General features: G+C 57.6%; 17 protein-coding genes and 1 pseudogene. 13 read left to right on the top strand and 5 right to left on the bottom strand.

The window, feature by feature from the left end; all coding sequences use genetic code 11:
- Positions 1-87: 87 nt before the first annotated feature.
- Complete coding sequence (locus AO388_RS19770) at positions 88-1,536, bottom strand: hypothetical protein (RefSeq protein WP_153003998.1); 1,449 nt, start codon at positions 1,534-1,536, stop codon at positions 88-90.
- A 911-nt stretch (positions 1,537-2,447) separates the two neighbouring features.
- Here AO388_RS19770 and AO388_RS19765 point away from each other — a divergent pair.
- Both AO388_RS19765 and AO388_RS19760 read left to right on the top strand, forming a co-directional pair.
- Positions 2,448-2,699 carry a hypothetical protein gene (locus AO388_RS19765; protein WP_058416972.1) on the top strand — a complete coding sequence of 84 codons (252 nt, stop codon included), beginning with the start codon at positions 2,448-2,450 and terminating at the stop codon, positions 2,697-2,699.
- A 35-nt stretch (positions 2,700-2,734) separates the two neighbouring features.
- Complete coding sequence (locus AO388_RS19760) at positions 2,735-3,121, top strand: hypothetical protein (RefSeq protein WP_058416971.1); 387 nt, start codon at positions 2,735-2,737, stop codon at positions 3,119-3,121.
- 492 nt (positions 3,122-3,613) lie between these two features.
- Here AO388_RS19760 and AO388_RS19750 read toward each other — a convergent pair whose 3' ends face one another.
- Positions 3,614-4,240, bottom strand: a complete 627-nt coding sequence (locus AO388_RS19750; RefSeq protein WP_058416970.1) for a TetR/AcrR family transcriptional regulator — start codon at positions 4,238-4,240, stop codon at positions 3,614-3,616.
- 112 nt (positions 4,241-4,352) lie between these two features.
- Here AO388_RS19750 and AO388_RS19745 point away from each other — a divergent pair, with 112 nt between their 5' ends.
- From AO388_RS19745 to AO388_RS19710, 8 genes are all read left to right on the top strand, one after another.
- Complete coding sequence (locus tag AO388_RS19745; RefSeq protein WP_058416969.1) at positions 4,353-5,273, top strand: NmrA family NAD(P)-binding protein; 921 nt, start codon at positions 4,353-4,355, stop codon at positions 5,271-5,273.
- The gene (locus AO388_RS19740; protein ID WP_058416968.1) at positions 5,270-6,424 is read left to right on the top strand and encodes an epoxide hydrolase family protein; all 1,155 of its coding nucleotides are present in this window, start codon (positions 5,270-5,272) and stop codon (positions 6,422-6,424) included. The genes AO388_RS19745 and AO388_RS19740 overlap by 4 nt, the downstream gene beginning before the upstream one ends.
- 196 nt (positions 6,425-6,620) lie before the next feature.
- On the top strand, positions 6,621-6,956 hold the full coding sequence (locus AO388_RS19735) for a hypothetical protein (RefSeq protein WP_016566852.1): 336 nt from the start codon (positions 6,621-6,623) through the stop codon (positions 6,954-6,956).
- A gap of 157 nt (positions 6,957-7,113) precedes the next feature.
- The gene (locus AO388_RS19730; protein WP_058416967.1) at positions 7,114-7,878 is read left to right on the top strand and encodes a hypothetical protein; all 765 of its coding nucleotides are present in this window, start codon (positions 7,114-7,116) and stop codon (positions 7,876-7,878) included.
- A 58-nt stretch (positions 7,879-7,936) separates the two neighbouring features.
- Complete coding sequence (locus tag AO388_RS19725) at positions 7,937-8,707, top strand: SDR family NAD(P)-dependent oxidoreductase (protein ID WP_058416966.1); 771 nt, start codon at positions 7,937-7,939, stop codon at positions 8,705-8,707.
- 172 nt (positions 8,708-8,879) lie between these two features.
- On the top strand, positions 8,880-10,427 hold the full coding sequence (locus AO388_RS19720) for a M10 family metallopeptidase C-terminal domain-containing protein (RefSeq protein WP_054082325.1): 1,548 nt from the start codon (positions 8,880-8,882) through the stop codon (positions 10,425-10,427).
- Between the two features lie 442 nt (positions 10,428-10,869).
- Positions 10,870-11,235: a histone-like nucleoid-structuring protein, MvaT/MvaU family gene (locus tag AO388_RS19715; protein WP_003435103.1), complete on the top strand. Its 366-nt coding sequence runs from the start codon at positions 10,870-10,872 to the stop codon at positions 11,233-11,235.
- Between the two features lie 159 nt (positions 11,236-11,394).
- On the top strand, positions 11,395-11,694 hold the full coding sequence (locus AO388_RS19710; RefSeq protein WP_002555839.1) for a hypothetical protein: 300 nt from the start codon (positions 11,395-11,397) through the stop codon (positions 11,692-11,694).
- A gap of 156 nt (positions 11,695-11,850) precedes the next feature.
- On the opposite strand, the gene AO388_RS19705 is transcribed toward AO388_RS19710, so the two are convergent.
- Entirely contained in the window at positions 11,851-12,729 is an 879-nt protein-coding gene (locus AO388_RS19705) for an SDR family oxidoreductase (RefSeq protein ID WP_058416965.1), read from the bottom strand.
- Positions 12,730-12,826: 97 nt separating this feature from the next.
- Between AO388_RS19705 and AO388_RS19700 the strand changes: the two genes are divergently transcribed.
- From AO388_RS19700 to AO388_RS29695, 3 genes and pseudogenes are all read left to right on the top strand, one after another.
- Entirely contained in the window at positions 12,827-13,648 is an 822-nt protein-coding gene (locus AO388_RS19700) for a helix-turn-helix transcriptional regulator (RefSeq protein ID WP_003367631.1), read from the top strand.
- A 283-nt stretch (positions 13,649-13,931) separates the two neighbouring features.
- A complete protein-coding gene (locus AO388_RS19695) occupies positions 13,932-14,606 on the top strand; it encodes an HAD family hydrolase (protein WP_003435091.1) in 675 nt (224 codons plus the stop codon).
- 9 nt (positions 14,607-14,615) lie between these two features.
- Positions 14,616-14,789, top strand: a pseudogene (locus AO388_RS29695) (DUF4411 family protein); the annotation flags it as partial.
- Here the strand turns inward: AO388_RS29695 and AO388_RS19690 are convergent.
- Entirely contained in the window at positions 14,708-14,962 is a 255-nt protein-coding gene (locus tag AO388_RS19690; protein WP_003367627.1) for a hypothetical protein, read from the bottom strand. The pseudogene AO388_RS29695 and the gene AO388_RS19690 overlap by 82 nt on opposite strands.
- A gap of 83 nt (positions 14,963-15,045) precedes the next feature.
- The gene (locus tag AO388_RS19685; RefSeq protein WP_003435089.1) at positions 15,046-15,516 is read right to left on the bottom strand and encodes an Lrp/AsnC family transcriptional regulator; all 471 of its coding nucleotides are present in this window, start codon (positions 15,514-15,516) and stop codon (positions 15,046-15,048) included.
- Positions 15,517-15,596: the final 80 nt, after the last annotated feature.

The raw sequence follows: 15,596 nt of genomic DNA, 5'->3' as shown, positions 1-15,596 counted from the left end.
ACCGAAAACGGACGGATGATAAAGGCTGCTTTCGACCATGAGCAGCCACTCTCGGCCCTTTAACAAATTGGTAGATACCTCAGTATCCTACTGGAGTAGATCCAGGTTAAGTAGCTGTCTGGCGAAACGGTCTATAAAACCGCGTGCATCTCGCATCCCCTCAGACAGTTCAGCTTCGCTTACCTCATGAGCGCGATGTATGATGCCATCGCGCCGACCAACTAAAGAGCTGAGCCTGTCGCGGTGTGGTAAGCGCTGAGGTGGCATTATCACTCCAATTCGCTGCAGCGCATCCTGTAATGCTCGGAGGGCCTCTCTGGGGCCGAGAGTCTCTGTGCCGTTTTCTTTGAATGCGGAAAGAGCCAGATCCTCACGTCGCTCGAATAATCCATAGAGAAACATCTCGACGGCGTGCACTGTCGCAATGGCAGCAAGCCTACGGTTATTTGCGCCTCCCTCCAGTTGGAGCTCTTCGGCCTTCCTAAAGAAGTCCCTAGCCATCAACAGAAAGCCGTCAACTTGCGCAAGCATCTGAGCCCTATTGGTTAGGTAGCCCAAGATGACGCCCACAGTGAAACCCTCAGGCCAAGGCTCAGCATCCCAGCCTCCTAGATCCGTTTGCTGAGCCACCAACCAGGACTCACCGGCTTCTAGTACGTGCGGAACTTCGCCTGCTTGATCAGATCTTCGAATCGCCTCTAACGACATAACAGTGCTGATTAGATCAGCATCCTGATCGCCCTCATTTCGTGGAAAAGCCTGACAATTCGGTAGGATCTTAGTGAGCAGCCAGGCTACAGCCCTTCGAATTGCATCGTGATATCGGTCATCGCCTAATCGCTGCAAAGCGACAGTGGCATATGCGGTGGCACGGACGCCTTTGGTCTCACGCAGATCAGCCATCCAACAGCCAGACTGATCTTGTCGTCGAATTAGACGTTCGGTAAGAACAGCTGTTTCCCTGCGGAGTCGTCCAATAAGCATCCGGCTTTGACAACACCGCCAAAGCGTGTAACCAATGTCCTCAACCAAACCATCCCGATCCTCTTCGCCTCCAAGCTCGATCAAGCGTTGAGCGCAGTCTAGTAGTGCTGCATCAAGCCGTTCTCGCTCTGTTGCGCTACCATAAAGGCTTAGGAACCACGCGAGAGAGAATGACCATTCCTCAGGCAGACCTCGTCCTGCTGCGTCACGCTGGAGCACTGCAACCAATGCCCTTCGCCCTTCCGCTGTTCTCGGCTCAATACCAAGTATTGGGAAGAGCTCCGGCGTCGGGTTTCGAACAATCCTCGCGGGAAGCAAAGCCATTGCTTTCTCGAACGAAGTTGGAAAGCCCGCAAGCTCCTCTTTGAGATCAGCAGCCGCACGTGAGCCCTCGCGTTTTGCTTCGGTATATTCCGCGGCGACCGCCGTGACTAGTCTCTCCACACGCTCAGGAGTTCCAGTCGCAATAAGATCAGGAGGCAGGTTGCCATCCTTTACCGCCCAATGGGTTCGGTGTTGCTCAAATTGATCCATGCCCATCTGATCGGACATGCTCAGCACCTGTGATCTGTCTAGGTAGGCGTGGTTTTCGTCGAGCTCAAAAGCAAAGGTTAGTTCACTTCCTCTTCGAACTATGTTGGTTATACGCCCATGTCGAACCACCCGCGCATGTGGGCCACCAGCTCCAACCTCATACATTAGCAGAGCAGGCACAGTTTCAAGGCGACGCAGCGACTCAGGGCGAGCTGGGTCTATAGCCACGGCCTCGTGGCCGCTATATTCCTTAAATCGCGCCAAACTTATTGAGTACGGCTGCGTCTCCCACATCTCACTATGGCCTGCTACCAACAGATTAAACATCCCTATTCCTTGAGGCGGCGGTGGTTTGACAAAAAGGTAGTACTGAATGAAAAAAGCCGCGTCAGGACGAAACGTTAGGGCCCGCTACTGGCCGATTTCGTACGGCCAAGGCCGGAATAAACGACAACGACGTTACACGGTTTACCACTGTAACATAACTAAAACAACATCTTTCGAAGCGGTGTTATGTGTAACTTATTCTTATATTTCAGTAGCTTAGATAGATTCGTAATACTAGTAACACGCGTTCGATAGACACCTGCCCCCCACGCCCCAGCAAAACGGACTCCTCCAGCGCGAGCTTGTCAGCAGGGGGCGGGGCCCCTGAGAATCTCTGCGGCATACGGGGCAGGGAACCCGCGCATCTTGAGTAGCCGACGTTTTCACAGCTTAGTGAACTGATGAACCCGGTGAACTCACCCAATCAGGTGGTGAACCCGGATGTCCATTCCTTCAGCTACTGATCTGCTGCCGCCAACCTGTCAACTGTCAACCAACGTCAACCGATCAGCAGCTACCAAATCCACGCGGGTTTCCGACCCCGTGTCCTCAGGATATCCTCAGGGTCCCCAGCGCCTTCTACAACCCAGCCGAGATCTCAGATGAGTAACCTCCAGAATCTAATTGTGAATGCCCGGTTCGGTTTATCTGCGCAGGAAAAAATCTCTGATGAAGGTTGGCAGGCAATCGCCAGGCAATGTGGAGCTCCAGAAGTCGAAGAGATCGAACAGCGTATTGCCAGGTTACGAGCAGAGCTGGAAACGGTGGAGGAGTGGGACGGAGATACCCAAGATGACATACATCTCGCGATTTCCAGCTTTACCCGATTACTGAGGTCCGCGAAAGCACGGTAACGTTGCTGGCAGTGACAGCACCTCAAGGATTCGACATGAATAAATTCCTCATAGGATTTACCTACCACGAGCCCGAACGCTGGGCGTTGTTTCAAAAAGGCATCATTGAAGACTGCGAGTCATCTACAGGCATTTACGTCGAGGCTGCCACTGCAGGTGAAGCAATTGCATGGGCAGAGCGTATTGCAGAGGAACTCCTGCGGGCATCCAACTCAGACCATAACCTTGACTGGAAGTCGTTAGGTTACGAGTGCTGGGTCGTGGACGATCCGATCGACTCCGACTGGAGCCATTGCCTCTCCTATTTTCAATCTGTCAAGATCGGTGCTTTTCCAGATTTTGTGAATATGGGTGCGAGCGCGTACGGAAAGTGGGCCGAGGATAATGGTATTTTTCCCACCAAATCCTGTGAGCCCCGGTAAAGCCTTCGCTTAACAGCTGATATCCCCACCAGCGCATACCTTCAGTTGGAATATTTATGACCCCAGAATGGATCGGTCGCGGCAAAACCGTCGCACAGTTGATAGAAGAGCTTCGTTCGTTCGAGGATCAGAGTCTGGAGGTTCGCATTTCCATTGATGGAGGCGAATCCTCGCAGCTCATTTCTCTTGTTACGAAGAGAGGTGGATATGCCGTGCTAGAGAATCATCAGGACGAGCCCACAACCGTGCGTCACGTTGACTAACAATCGAGCATTTCAAAGAACGTTAAAGGCAGCAGCGCGATGCACCTTGTATGCCCACATGTATGCCTAACCAAAATACTACCTGCCGCACCCTTATAAACCGGGCATCACAGCCTCCAGTTCAAACGACGCCTGGGTAATGGCCAGTGGCAGGCCTCCTGAGTCAAAGCCCCCACGAGGGCTTCACAGCCTAGGCCCATTGCCTCACAAACAGTTAAAACCCAACCCCTCACCCCAACAACCCAGCACCTCCAACCATCCTCACCCCCCATTCCACCCGCTCCGGAATACCCTGAATCAACACCCCCCGATCCTCCCCCAACAGCGCTCTAAGCTGATGGGGAGCGAACACCAGATCGATGAATTGGCGAGCCAGTGCATCAGGATCCTTGGGCTGGTCCGGGCCTGACAATATCGCCGAACGTACTCTGATGAAACCGCCTTCCCACCCGATGCGGTTGACCTCAGCCGCCAGCAGCGGGGTGCGGTTAGAGGTGGCGATCACCATGCGCATCATGGCCAGGGTATCGGCTTGCAGCGCGTGTTCGAGGATGCCGTGGCCCACGTGCCGCAGGCGGCCTTCGAGTGGGAGCGCGGGAGTTGTTTCGGCGGGCACCAGCAAGGTGGCTACGTGGCGTCGCACCACGGCTTCGAACAGCGCTTCTTTGTTGGCGTAACGCGCATAGAGGGTGGCTTTGCTGGCACCTGCGGCGCGGGCGATGTCTTCGCATGAGGTGCCTTCGAAACCGCAGGCCAGAAAGCGATGCAGGGCGGCATCCAGCAATCGACGCTCGGCCTCGCCCGCCTGGTCTTGCCTGGGCCTGCCCCCTTTGGATTTGGTCTTGATCGCTGTCATGGCCGGCAACTTACAGCCCGCTTGTTTGTTCGTCAACTAAACGGTAACGTTCAGTTAAATGGAAGCAGGTGAACGCTGTTTCTACCTATTCATAACGACCAAGGAAGCGCTTGTGAATGACGTGACTGCTTTACCCATTGTGGTTGCTGGCGCTACGGGAGATCTGGGCCACCGCGTCGTGCGGGCCTTGGCAGAGCGCGGTGCCCATGTCATAGCGCTGGTTCGGCCTGGTACTGAGCCAGTCCGGCTGAATGGCCTGCGCAACAGCACCACGACGATCACGCCTGTTTCACTGGATGACGCTCAGGGCCTGCGCCGTGCTATTGCCGGCTCGGGTTGTGTGGTGTCTACGCTCAACGGCCTGGAAGAGGTGATTATCGAGCAGCAGGGCAGGCTGTTGGAGGCTGCGGTGGCGGCTGGCGTGCCCAGGTTCATTCCCTCGGATTATTCGCTCGACTACACCCGTACCCGGCCTGGCGATAACCGCAACCTGGACCTTCGTCGGCGCTTCGTTACCCAGCTCGATGCGGCCGACATCAACGTGACCTCGATCCTCAACGGAGGCTTTCTGGAACTGCTCGAAGGCGACGCACCTATCGTGCTGCCCGGACGGCGGGTGCTGCATTTCGGTGATGCACAACAGCCGCTGGACTTCACGGCCAAGGACGACGTAGCCGCCTTCACCGCCGATGCCGCGCTGGATTCTCACACGCCGCGCTTTCTGCGCATTGCCGGTAACAGTCTGTCGCCTGCGCAGATCGCCAGCCTCCTCACCGAGCTGACCGGGCAGCGTTACCGCACCCTGCGCCCCGGCAATATCGGCACGCTGTCCACCCTCATCGGCGTGGTGCGCGCGCTCACGCCTGCCAGTGACAAGCCGTTCCCGGCCTGGCAGGGCATGCAATACCTGCGCGACATGATGAGCGGGCGCGGCAAGCTGCTCAATCTGGATAACGACCGCTATGGCCAACGTGAATGGGCATCCGTGCGTGACACGCTGGCCCGTACCCATGTGCAAGGGAGCAACCAATGACCTACCTTATCGAGCCTTTTCCTCTTCAAGTCCCCCAGTCGCAACTCGACGATCTGGCTCAGCGCCTTGCGCAAACCCGCTGGCCTGACCCCGAAACCGTGTCCGACAACAGTCAGGGACCACGGCTCGAGCGTCTGCGTGCGTTGGTCGAGCGCTGGCGTAATGGCTATGACTGGCGGGCCACCGAAGCCCAACTCAATCAGTGGAACAGCAGCCGAGTCGAGATCGACGACCTTGGTATTCACTTTCTGCACATCCGCTCGCCTCATCGTGACGCCTTGCCCTTGCTGATGACCCACGGTTGGCCGGGCTCGATTCTTGAGTTCAGGAAGATGATCGGGCCACTCACCGACCCTGTTGCACACGGTGGGCAGGCCAGCGATGCGTTCCATTTGGTGATCCCGGCGCTACCGGGCTTTGGTTTCAGTGATAAGCCGCGTTCTACAGGCTGGGGCGTGGGCAAAACGGCGGCGGCCTGGGCACAGTTGATGGACCGTTTGGGCTATGGCCAGCGCTGGGCCGCTCAGGGTGGGGATTGGGGCGCGGCCGTGACCACCGCCCTTGGGCACATGCGCCCGCCTGGCCTGATCGGCATTCACCTGAATATGGTCATGTACCAACCCACCGAGGCGGAAATCGCCCAGGCCACGCCTGAAGAACAGCGCATGTTGGCCGACGCGCAGCGCTACGACCGAGAGCTTTCCGGTTACATGAAAGTGCACAGCACCCGGCCGCAGTCAGTGGGCTTCGCCCTGGCGGATTCGCCCGTTGGCCTGGCGGCGTGGGTGTATGCACTGTTTCAGGATGCCTCCGACAGTGGCGGCGAGCCTGAGCGGATAATCGAGCTCGATGCGCTGATCGACGACATCATGCTGTACTGGTTGCCGAATTCCGGTCCCAGCTCGGTGCGTTTCTATTGGGAAGGTATGCGCGAAATGCAACAGCAAGGCCCTGCCCCCGCGATGCCGATCCCTGCCGGCGTAAGCATGTTCCCGGGCGAGCTGCTGCGCCTGTCACAGCGCTGGGCGCAGGCGCGTTTTGACGACCTGCGGTTCTTCGCGGAAGCCGAGCACGGCGGCCACTTCGCGGCCATGGAAAACCCGAAAACGCTCACCGGGCATGTGCGTGAGACCTTCCGCCTGCTGCGTTAATACTTTTGCAGGCGTGCTGAATATCTTGGAGGTGGAGCGCCCCGCTACAACCGGAAACAGCCACTCTCGGAGTTGGCGGATGCTCGGTCGTGAGCGCGCTGTGAGGCAATTTCAAAAAATTACCTCAAGCATGAACCCTGCGAGTAAAGTACCGCCGCCCGAGACGTGGATCCGGGTTTTTCCATGGAGTTTTATCTTGAAGTCAGTTAGTAAAGTTGTCGCCGCAGCAGTATGTGGTCTGGTTCTGGCGGGTTGCACCGGCACCCCTATGAAAACCCCGCAATACGACAGCAGCCAATACACCGTCGTCGGTCACAGTGAAGCAAGCGCCACCGGCCTGATGCTGTTCGGTCTGATCCCGATTCGTCAGAACGACCGTTTCGTTCGTGCGCAGAACAGCGCCATTCAGGCCAAGGGTGGCGATGCGCTGATCAATACCCAAGTGCAGGAGAAGTGGTTCTGGGCCTGGGTCCTGAACGGCTACACCACTACCGTTTCTGGTGACGTGATCAAGCTGAAAACGGCTAAGTAAGCACCGCTCGGTTTCAGAAAGCCCGGTTCGCCGGGCTTTTCTGTTTCTGGCGATTGGCGGATGCGCTGTCGAGCGATGGAGTAAGCGCTGACATGCATCGTTACCCACCGCCAAAAGGTTTAGCATTCAGCCCACTTTCGGATGTGAAGTTTTCTGCATGACGGCCTTCTACCTCAAGTTACTCATCACCCCCGCGCTGATGCTGGCTATTTCATTGGCGGCAAAGCGCTGGGGTACCGGCGTGGCAGGGCTGCTTTCCGGCCTGCCGATGACCTCGGCGCTGGTCATGCTGTTTCTCAGCCTTGAGCAAGGCACCCAGTTCGCCTCGATGGCTGTGCCCGGCGCACTGGCCGGACTGGCGGCGATTCAGGCGACTTACCTGTTTTATTTTCTGGTCACTCGACGCGTTTCAGCGTTGACGGGATGCATGCTGGCGCTCGCGGTGTATGGCGCGACGGCCTTTGTGGTGAACCTGTCGGGCTTACTGGCGCTGTCGATCATTGTCACGCTGCTGATGGTTGCGCTGATCGTCGTTGCCACCTCGAAACAGACACCGCCGGACGTAGCGTCATACGTGGCGCTGCCGCGCTGGGTCATCCCGATGCGAATGCTGACCGCCACCCTTCTGCTGCTGGCGATTACCGCAAGCGCTACCTGGCTCGGGCCGGTGGTCAGTGGGCTGCTGGCGCCGATCCCGGTGATCGCCTGGCCGCTTGCAGTGTTCGTCCACGTTCAAGGCGGGCGTTATGAACTGGCGGCGATAATCCGCGGCAATGCCATTGGCGCGGTCGGGGTGGTGAGTTTCTACCTGACCCTCAGGTACTCCATAGTGCAATGGGGTGCGCTTGTGTCTATCGCAACTGCCGTTTTGCTGGCTGTTGTGGTGACGGCTGGGTTGGCGCGGTTGTTGGCGAAGCGGTAAGGCTATAGTTGCCCCACAGAAGTCAAAAACACTTCAACCATGCTCCTCAAGGTGCCTTATGAGTTTGATACCCGAACTGAACAGCGAGGCCAACGTGCTGATATGCGGAGCCAGCCGAGGTATTGGCTTGGCACTGTGCGCAACGTTGCTTGCTCGCGATGATGTAGCTCAGGTATGGGCGGTCGCGCGCAAAGCCAGTACTTCCACAGAGCTGGCAACGCTTGCGGAGCGATATGGCCAACGCATCAAACGCGTCGACTGCGACGCGCGTGATGAACAATCCCTCGAAGCGCTCGTGAGCGAGACGCTTGATGGATGCGAGCATCTGCACCTCGTCATCAGTACGCTAGGCATTCTTCATCAGGACGGTGCGAAAGCAGAAAAGGGCCTGGCACAACTGACACTTGCGAGCCTGCAAGCGAGTTTCGCGACCAACACCTTTGCACCGATCCTGCTGCTCAAACACCTACTCCCGTTATTGCGCAAACAACCTTCTACCTTCGCGGCGCTCTCCGCGAGGGTGGGTTCTATTGGCGATAACCGACTGGGTGGCTGGTACAGCTACAGAGCCAGCAAAGCGGCGCTGAACCAGTTGCTGCACACGGCCAGTATCGAATTGAAACGCCTTAACCCGGCCTCTACTGTCCTGGCAATACACCCAGGCACGACTGACACGGAGCTGTCTCAGCCATTCCAGGCGAACGTGCCCGAAGGCCAACTGTTCGAACCAGCTTTCTCGGCGGATCGCATCATTGAGGTGGTAGGCGCACATGGACCGGCCGACAGCGGGACCTTCTGGGCCTGGGACGACAAGCCTATTGTTTGGTGACTTGTTTTACTTGTGAGAATGAGGTCGCTATCCGTCCTCACTAACGGGCTGTTTTGGTCGGAAAGCCCCCGCCGCTACCCCTTCGTCGGATAAGGCCCATTGCTATCAACGAGACGGCATTACTGGCGTCATACCCCACCCCAGTGGACCAACTGCAAGTAAGGAGCACGGCATGACCCAGGTATTCAACATCAAGGACGCCACCAATCCTACGGCGCTTGGGAATTTGCAGGTCAAAAGCGCCAGTAGCCAGGTCAGCAATAACCCGATTGAACTCATCGTGCAGGGCACTCCTGGCAACGACTACATACGTGGTGGGCTGGCCAATGAACTGCTGATGGGTGGGGGCGGCAACGACCAGCTAGTCAGCGGGGGTGGCAACGATGTGATGGTCTCCAGTGCCGGATACGACGGTATGGACGGCGGCGCCGGTAATGATGTATTCCGCTTCGACCGCATCGGCGACAGCTATATCAATGGCGGAGGCGAGCACACCGATTCCATCAGCCATTTTGACCCCGCCCACGATACCCTCGACGTGTCGGCCTTGGGCTATAGCCATTTAGGCGATGGCTATGGCGATACCTTGCACATCCGTAGCGAGCCTCTGCGCGGCATTTACTTTTTGGAAAGCTACGAGCGAGACGGTAATGGTAAACATTTTGCCGTGCAGTTCCTGGCCAGTAGCGGCCTTGTTACCGATGCCAACTTCCAGCCGCTGATCAACGGCACTTCGCACAACGATCTGCTCGAAGGCACAGACGCCAGCGAATCCCTGAGGGCCGGCGCTGGCCGCGACAACGTCGAAGCGGGTGCGGGCAATGATCGGCTGTTCGGCGGCACCGGCGGCGACACTCTGAGCGGCGGCGCGGGTGCCGACAGCTTCGTGTATACCCGGCTCAGCGACAGTTACCGCAACGATGCCAGTGGCAGCTACAGCAGCCGCGACCTGATCACCGACTTCAGTGGCAACGGCCATGACATGATCGACGTGTCCGCCTTGGGCTTCACCGGGCTGGGTAACGGCTACAACGGTACGCTGAAGGTGGTCCTCAACCTGGCCGGCGATGCCACCGCGCTTAAATCATTAGAGGCCGATGCCAACGGTAACCGCTTTGAAATTCTGCTCAGTGGCAACCATGTCAATGAGCTCAACGCCAGCACTGTGCTGTTCGCCCCGCCCAGTGATGCGACGGTTGTGACCACTCCGCAGCCGATCACCTCGGTGAGTCTGGTAGGCGGTGACAAGTCCGACACCCTTTATGGTTACTGGGGCAACGATACCCTCGTCGGCGGTGCCGGAAACGACACCCTCGAGGGTAACGCCGGTGACGATGTGCTGACCGGTGGGGTGGGCGCGGACAAGCTCACCGGCGGCACAGGCAACGACCGTTTCGTGTTCACTAGCAGCGCCGACAGCCATGCGGGCAGCAGCGACCTGATCACTGATTTCATCTGGGGCCAGGACAAGCTCGACGTCGCTGCGCTCGGCGTGACCGGTTTTGGCAACGGCCGCGACGGCACCTTGAGCATGACCTACGATGAAAACACCGACCGTACCTACCTGCGCAGTAGCGAGCCAGGCGCCGATGGGCATGCGTTCCAGGTCACGCTAGCAGGGTTCGACTACACGCGAGAGCTCACCAACGCCGACCTGGTGGTTGCCGATACGGCAGACGTGACGCTCGTGGGTCAAACCGCCGTCGACCTCGCGAGCTGATATCACCTGAACAGCTAGCGTGTGGGCTCCCCTTCCCACCTTTAGTTGCCTGGACGCCTACAAGGCAGGAACAGTGAGCGGTATTGATGCTCACTGCTCCTGCATTTTCAACGCGACCAGGCTTGGTTCGCTGTCAAAGCGCTCGCCTTCCGCTCTTGCTTTTCGCTGGCGCGCATTCAATAGATGGAGTCGCCGTTTTATTGCGTCAGGAAATAGACCAATCAAAACTTTCCACTGGCTTGCAGAACAGATGGGCAAAAACCGCTGTTAATTCTGTGCGCGAAAAACCGCATTTTTGAAAATAACCGGAAGCTCGGGCAATCCGGCTTATGGTGTTACTCCAACGTATTGAAAGCCAACCGACCTGCGGAAAATAGGCTGAACTTGTAACGGGCGCGATCTCTCTCAATAACTACGCACACCTGTTTATAAGGAAAACACCATGTCCAAACTCGCAGAATACCGCCAGCTGGAAAAGCACCTCGCCGAGCAACTCCAGGCACTGGAGACGATGAAGGGCGACCAGGGGCTCAAGAAGGAAATCGAGTTCGAAACCAAGCTGCGCAAGCTGCTTGAGCACTATGGCTTCAGCCTGAAGCACATCATCAATCTGCTGGACCCACAGACCTCGGCTCGCGGACAGACCGCTGAAAAGCCTGCGGGCAAGCGTAAGCCGCGCGAACTCAAGGTTTATAAACATCCGAAAACCGGTGAAGTGATCGAGACGAAGGGTGGAAATCACAAGGTCTTGAAGGAGTGGAAAGCGGAGCATGGTGCCGATGTTGTTGAGGGCTGGCTGAAGAAATAAAGCTTTGCCGCGTGCAACTACCGATTGATCGATCTTGATCCTTGCGTCGACTCATTACCGTTGGCGCGGTGGAATAGCCGACGCCGGGAACGATCCGCGGCGGCTATTCGTCAGACCTGTATCGGCTCACTGAAAAGGTACAGCACAATGGACAAGGCAATGGAAAAGACGATCACCGTGGACCAACTGGCTAAAACTGACCTCAGATCAGTTAAAGAGATATGGCTTGGTGATACCCATACTCAGCTATGTCTGTGGCGTGGCGAACAAGTCGTCACACACGACATGCTCAGCGAGGGTACCCACGATCAGAACAATAGTCGCCTGCACTTGCAACTGGTCAACCCTGACGACCGGGCTGCAGTGGCCAGCGTCGAGGCGCTCGTTCGTGAGCGGCTGGAAAGGATGGGCAGCAAGGGTGAGTTTTATCCCGCTGAGAATGCGGATACTCACCAGTAATCTCGCTGATTACACGCGATTCTGTAGGGTCCTTGGGCTGCGTTGCCAGACTGTAGATGTGTGACGCAGAGCGTCACGAACTGCATGCCAACGCAGAGTATTGGCACGATGATCATCTGCAATTGCAGAGTTGTTCCGCCTGCAGACACTACCCCTTCAAACACCTTCCAAATCCTCAATCAAACCTGGCCCCTTGGGCTGCCAGTCCAAGCGTTTGCGTGTCTTGTGGCTCAGGCTGCTCATGTCCTTGGCCACAAATGTCGACAGCCAGTCAAAGTGTGCGGCAGCTTCATGGGCGGGCAAGGCCAATGTGGGCAGGCCGAGGTGTTCTCCGATGGTTTCGGCAATCAGGCGGAAGGTGATGCCTGATTCGGCAGTCGCGTGATAACGAGCCCCCGGCTGATGTTTCTCCAGAGCGAGGCGATACAGGCGCGCCGTGTCTTCAAGGTGCGCTGCGGACCACTGATTAAGGCCTTGGTCGATATAGGCCGAGCAGCCTTTCTCCTTGGCCTGTTTGATGACTTCGCTGACCAAGCCCTGTTTGACCGGGTTATGAATTTGCGAGAGGCGCATGACGACTATGTTGACGCCACGTTGCAACAGCGCCTGCCCGGCGAGTTCCGATGCGACGCGAGGGTTGGGGTGGGCTGCGTCGAAGTGGTCTTCGTCTGCGGCCTGCCCGGGTGCTGAAGAGCCCATCGCCGTGCTGGAGGTGATCACCAGCGGGCGCGCAGAGCCTGCCAGGGCAGAACCCAATGCGTCGATAACGCGAGCGTCGTGCTGGCAGTTGGCGACGAAGTGCGCGAAGTTGTGATCAAACGCCGTGTGAATCACCGCGTCGCACTTCTCCACGCCACGCTGAAGGCTGGACAAGTCTTCGATATCACCGCGATGCGGATCGGCTCCCATGGCAAGTAGAGCTCGATCCCCGGCTTCCGAACGTGCCAGCCCCACTACCTGATGGCCTGCGTTGATCAGTTCCCAAGTGACGCGAGTGCCAATAAAACCTGTGGCGCCGGTTATAAATATGCGCATAGTCAAATCTCTCTTTGCTGAAGCCGGCAGAGTGCGCGTAACGTTTATCCCGTAAAAGACGTGACGTTATCAGGGTATAAAAACCAACAGGATCATCATGGCCAACCCGCTGGGAACGTATTTGAAGGACTGTCGGGCGCGTCTGGACCCCGCGAGTCTGGGGCTTTCCACTACGCGTCGACGCACGCCAGGCTTGCGTCGGGAAGAAGTTGCCCAGCGCGCCAATATCAGCGCAACGTGGTACACGTGGCTGGAACAAGGACGCGGCGGCGCGCCGTCTGCTCAGGTTCTGGACCGGATCGCGCAAAGCCTCCTGATGACCGAGCCCGAGCGGCAACACCTGTTCATGCTCGCTTTTGGTCATCTGCCCGAAGTGGTCTACAGCGCGCCCGAGGGCGTATCGCCACGCTTGCAGCGTATTCTGGATACGCTCGCGTTCAGCCCTGCTTTTATCAAGACCGCCACCTGGGATGTTCTGGCCTGGAACAACGCTGCTGCCGCCGTATTTACTGACTACAGTCTGCTGCCCGTAGAGCAGCGCAACATCCTGCGCCTGATGTTTTGCAATGCTGGCACGCGTGCAAAGCAGGACGACTGGCAGGCCGTCGCGCGCTTCATAGTCGCCGCATTCAGGGCCGACGCGACCCGTGCCGGAGCCGCCTCGGAACTCCGTGAACTCGCTGACGAACTCTGCACGCTCAGTGCTGATTTCGCTGCGTTGTGGCGCGACAACGATGTGCGTTTACAGGGCGAAGGCACCAAGCGCCTGAGGCATCCGGTTCATGGGCTGATTGAGCTGGAGTATTCGGGTTTCGCAGTGGATGGCCGGCCGGATCTGTCGATGATTGTTTATAACCCGGTTACCCATGAGGACGCAGCGCGGGTTCAGGCGCTGGTGGAGGGTTACGTACAGCGTTAACGCGGCTGGAGAGTCTTCAAACCGACTGGAAAGCCATCAGGCTTTTCTGCTACCAGGCCGCCCTCCCGCCCGAAAGATCGAACCGCCATTCCATCACGTACTCGAAAGTGTGTGACCTCAAAAAACCAGCCCTTTCCCTCCATCTGGCAATGCCGTATTCGAAGCCCCGGTACAGCCCTCGCTTCATTGATGATCGCCGCATTCCGACACCGCCGAACAGGTGTCGACCACAACGCCCCGAACCTCGCCAGATGGTCAATCCAAATTCAAAAAGAGTAACCCTATGAGACCCCAAACCTCCTTCATCTTCGACCTGGACGGCACGCTGACCGACAGCGTTTATCAAAACGTCGCCGCCTGGAAAGAAGCACTGGACGCAGAAGAAATCCCGCTTGCGATGTGGCGTATTCACCGCAAGATCGGCATGAGCGGCGGACTGATGTTGAAATCACTGTCGCGTGAAACCGGCTTGAACATCAGCGAAGAACAAGCCGAACGGCTCAGCGAGAAACATGCTCAGGCTTACGAGCGGCTGCAAGGACAGATCATCGCATTGCCCGGCGCCGTCGAGTTGCTGGAGACGCTCGACAAGGAAAACCTCAAGTGGTGCATCGCCACCAGCGGCGGGATCGATACGGCGACGATCAACCTGAAAGCGCTGAAACTGGACATCAAAAAGATCAACATCGTTACGCGCGATGACGTGAGCTATGGCAAGCCTGACCCCGACCTGTTTCTGGCGGCTGCAAAGAAGATAAACGCTCCGATTGACGAGTGTCTGGTGATAGGGGACGCGATCTGGGACATGCTGGCGGCACGTCGCTGCAAGGCAACCGGCGTCGGTCTGCTGTCGGGTGGCTATGACATAGGCGAGCTTGAGCGTGCTGGCGCGTTAAGGGTTTATGAGGACCCGCTGGATCTGCTGAATCATCTGGACGAGATTGCTTCTCGGCCTTGAGTCGGCGTATTCATCATCCCCAACCTCTGTGAACAGCTCAACGTCCCTTATATGAACACGTTTGAGCTGTTACATCACCTTAGCGCCATATTTGTGCTCCCTCAGCCCGGCGAAACACCACCACCCTCATCCGCGACGATATCCGGGTCATCCGAATACACTTCCGGCTCGTCATCTTCGTAAGCCTCGTCGCCTTCCGTGCGTTTCTTGACCTCGTCGCCGCGTTCCGAACCGACACCGGGTCTGTTCGCATTCATGGCGAGGACCGGGTCTGCTTCACGGTCGTACTGGCCGAGTTGCGGGCTGGCGGGGTCTTCTTTGGGCACGCTGTTTGTGAGTATGTGATCGGTTGTCATGTCAGCCACCTTTTTCGTTTGCCAAAGAAAGTGGACGTGGCATCGGGCTGAGGGTTCGATTCAATCGATGAACGTGGCGGTGCTCAGCCGCCAAACGATGCGTATTGCAAGGGCAGGCCGGTGGTGAATTTGATCTGTTCCATGGCGAAGCTGGAGCTTACGTCGCTGATCCCGGGAATGCTGATCAGTTGTTTGTACACCGCGTCGTACCCTGCGATGTCGGCTACGACGATGCGCAGCATGTAGTCGGTGTCGCCTGCCATGCGGTAGCACTCGACTACTTCAGGCAGCTCGCCGACGGCGGCGTGAAACTGTTCGAGCCAGGCGGCGTTGTGCTGGTTGGTGCGGATGGCGGCGAAGACGCTGACTGAGACGTTCAGCCGTTGCGGATTGAGCAGCGCGACCCGGCGGTCGATGATGCCGGCCTCTTCCAGCTTCTGGATACGTCGCCAGCACGCGGTACTGCCCAGGCCGATACGTTCGGCGATGTCCGCCACCGCGCGGGTGCAGTCGGTTTGCAGGATGTCGAGGATTGCCCGGTCGAATTTGTCCATTAGCGGTTTCCTGCGTTAGTCGCTCTACACTGATCGTTCCTCACGCTCCGCGTGGGAATGCCTGTCGTGACGCTCTGCGT

It is taken from the genome of Pseudomonas sp. ICMP 10191 (assembly GCF_001467335.1).
GTDB lineage: Bacteria > Pseudomonadota > Gammaproteobacteria > Pseudomonadales > Pseudomonadaceae > Aquipseudomonas > Aquipseudomonas cerasi.
The sequence above is the reverse complement of the archived record's forward strand: the minus strand, read 5'-3'. Positions and strand labels throughout refer to the sequence as shown.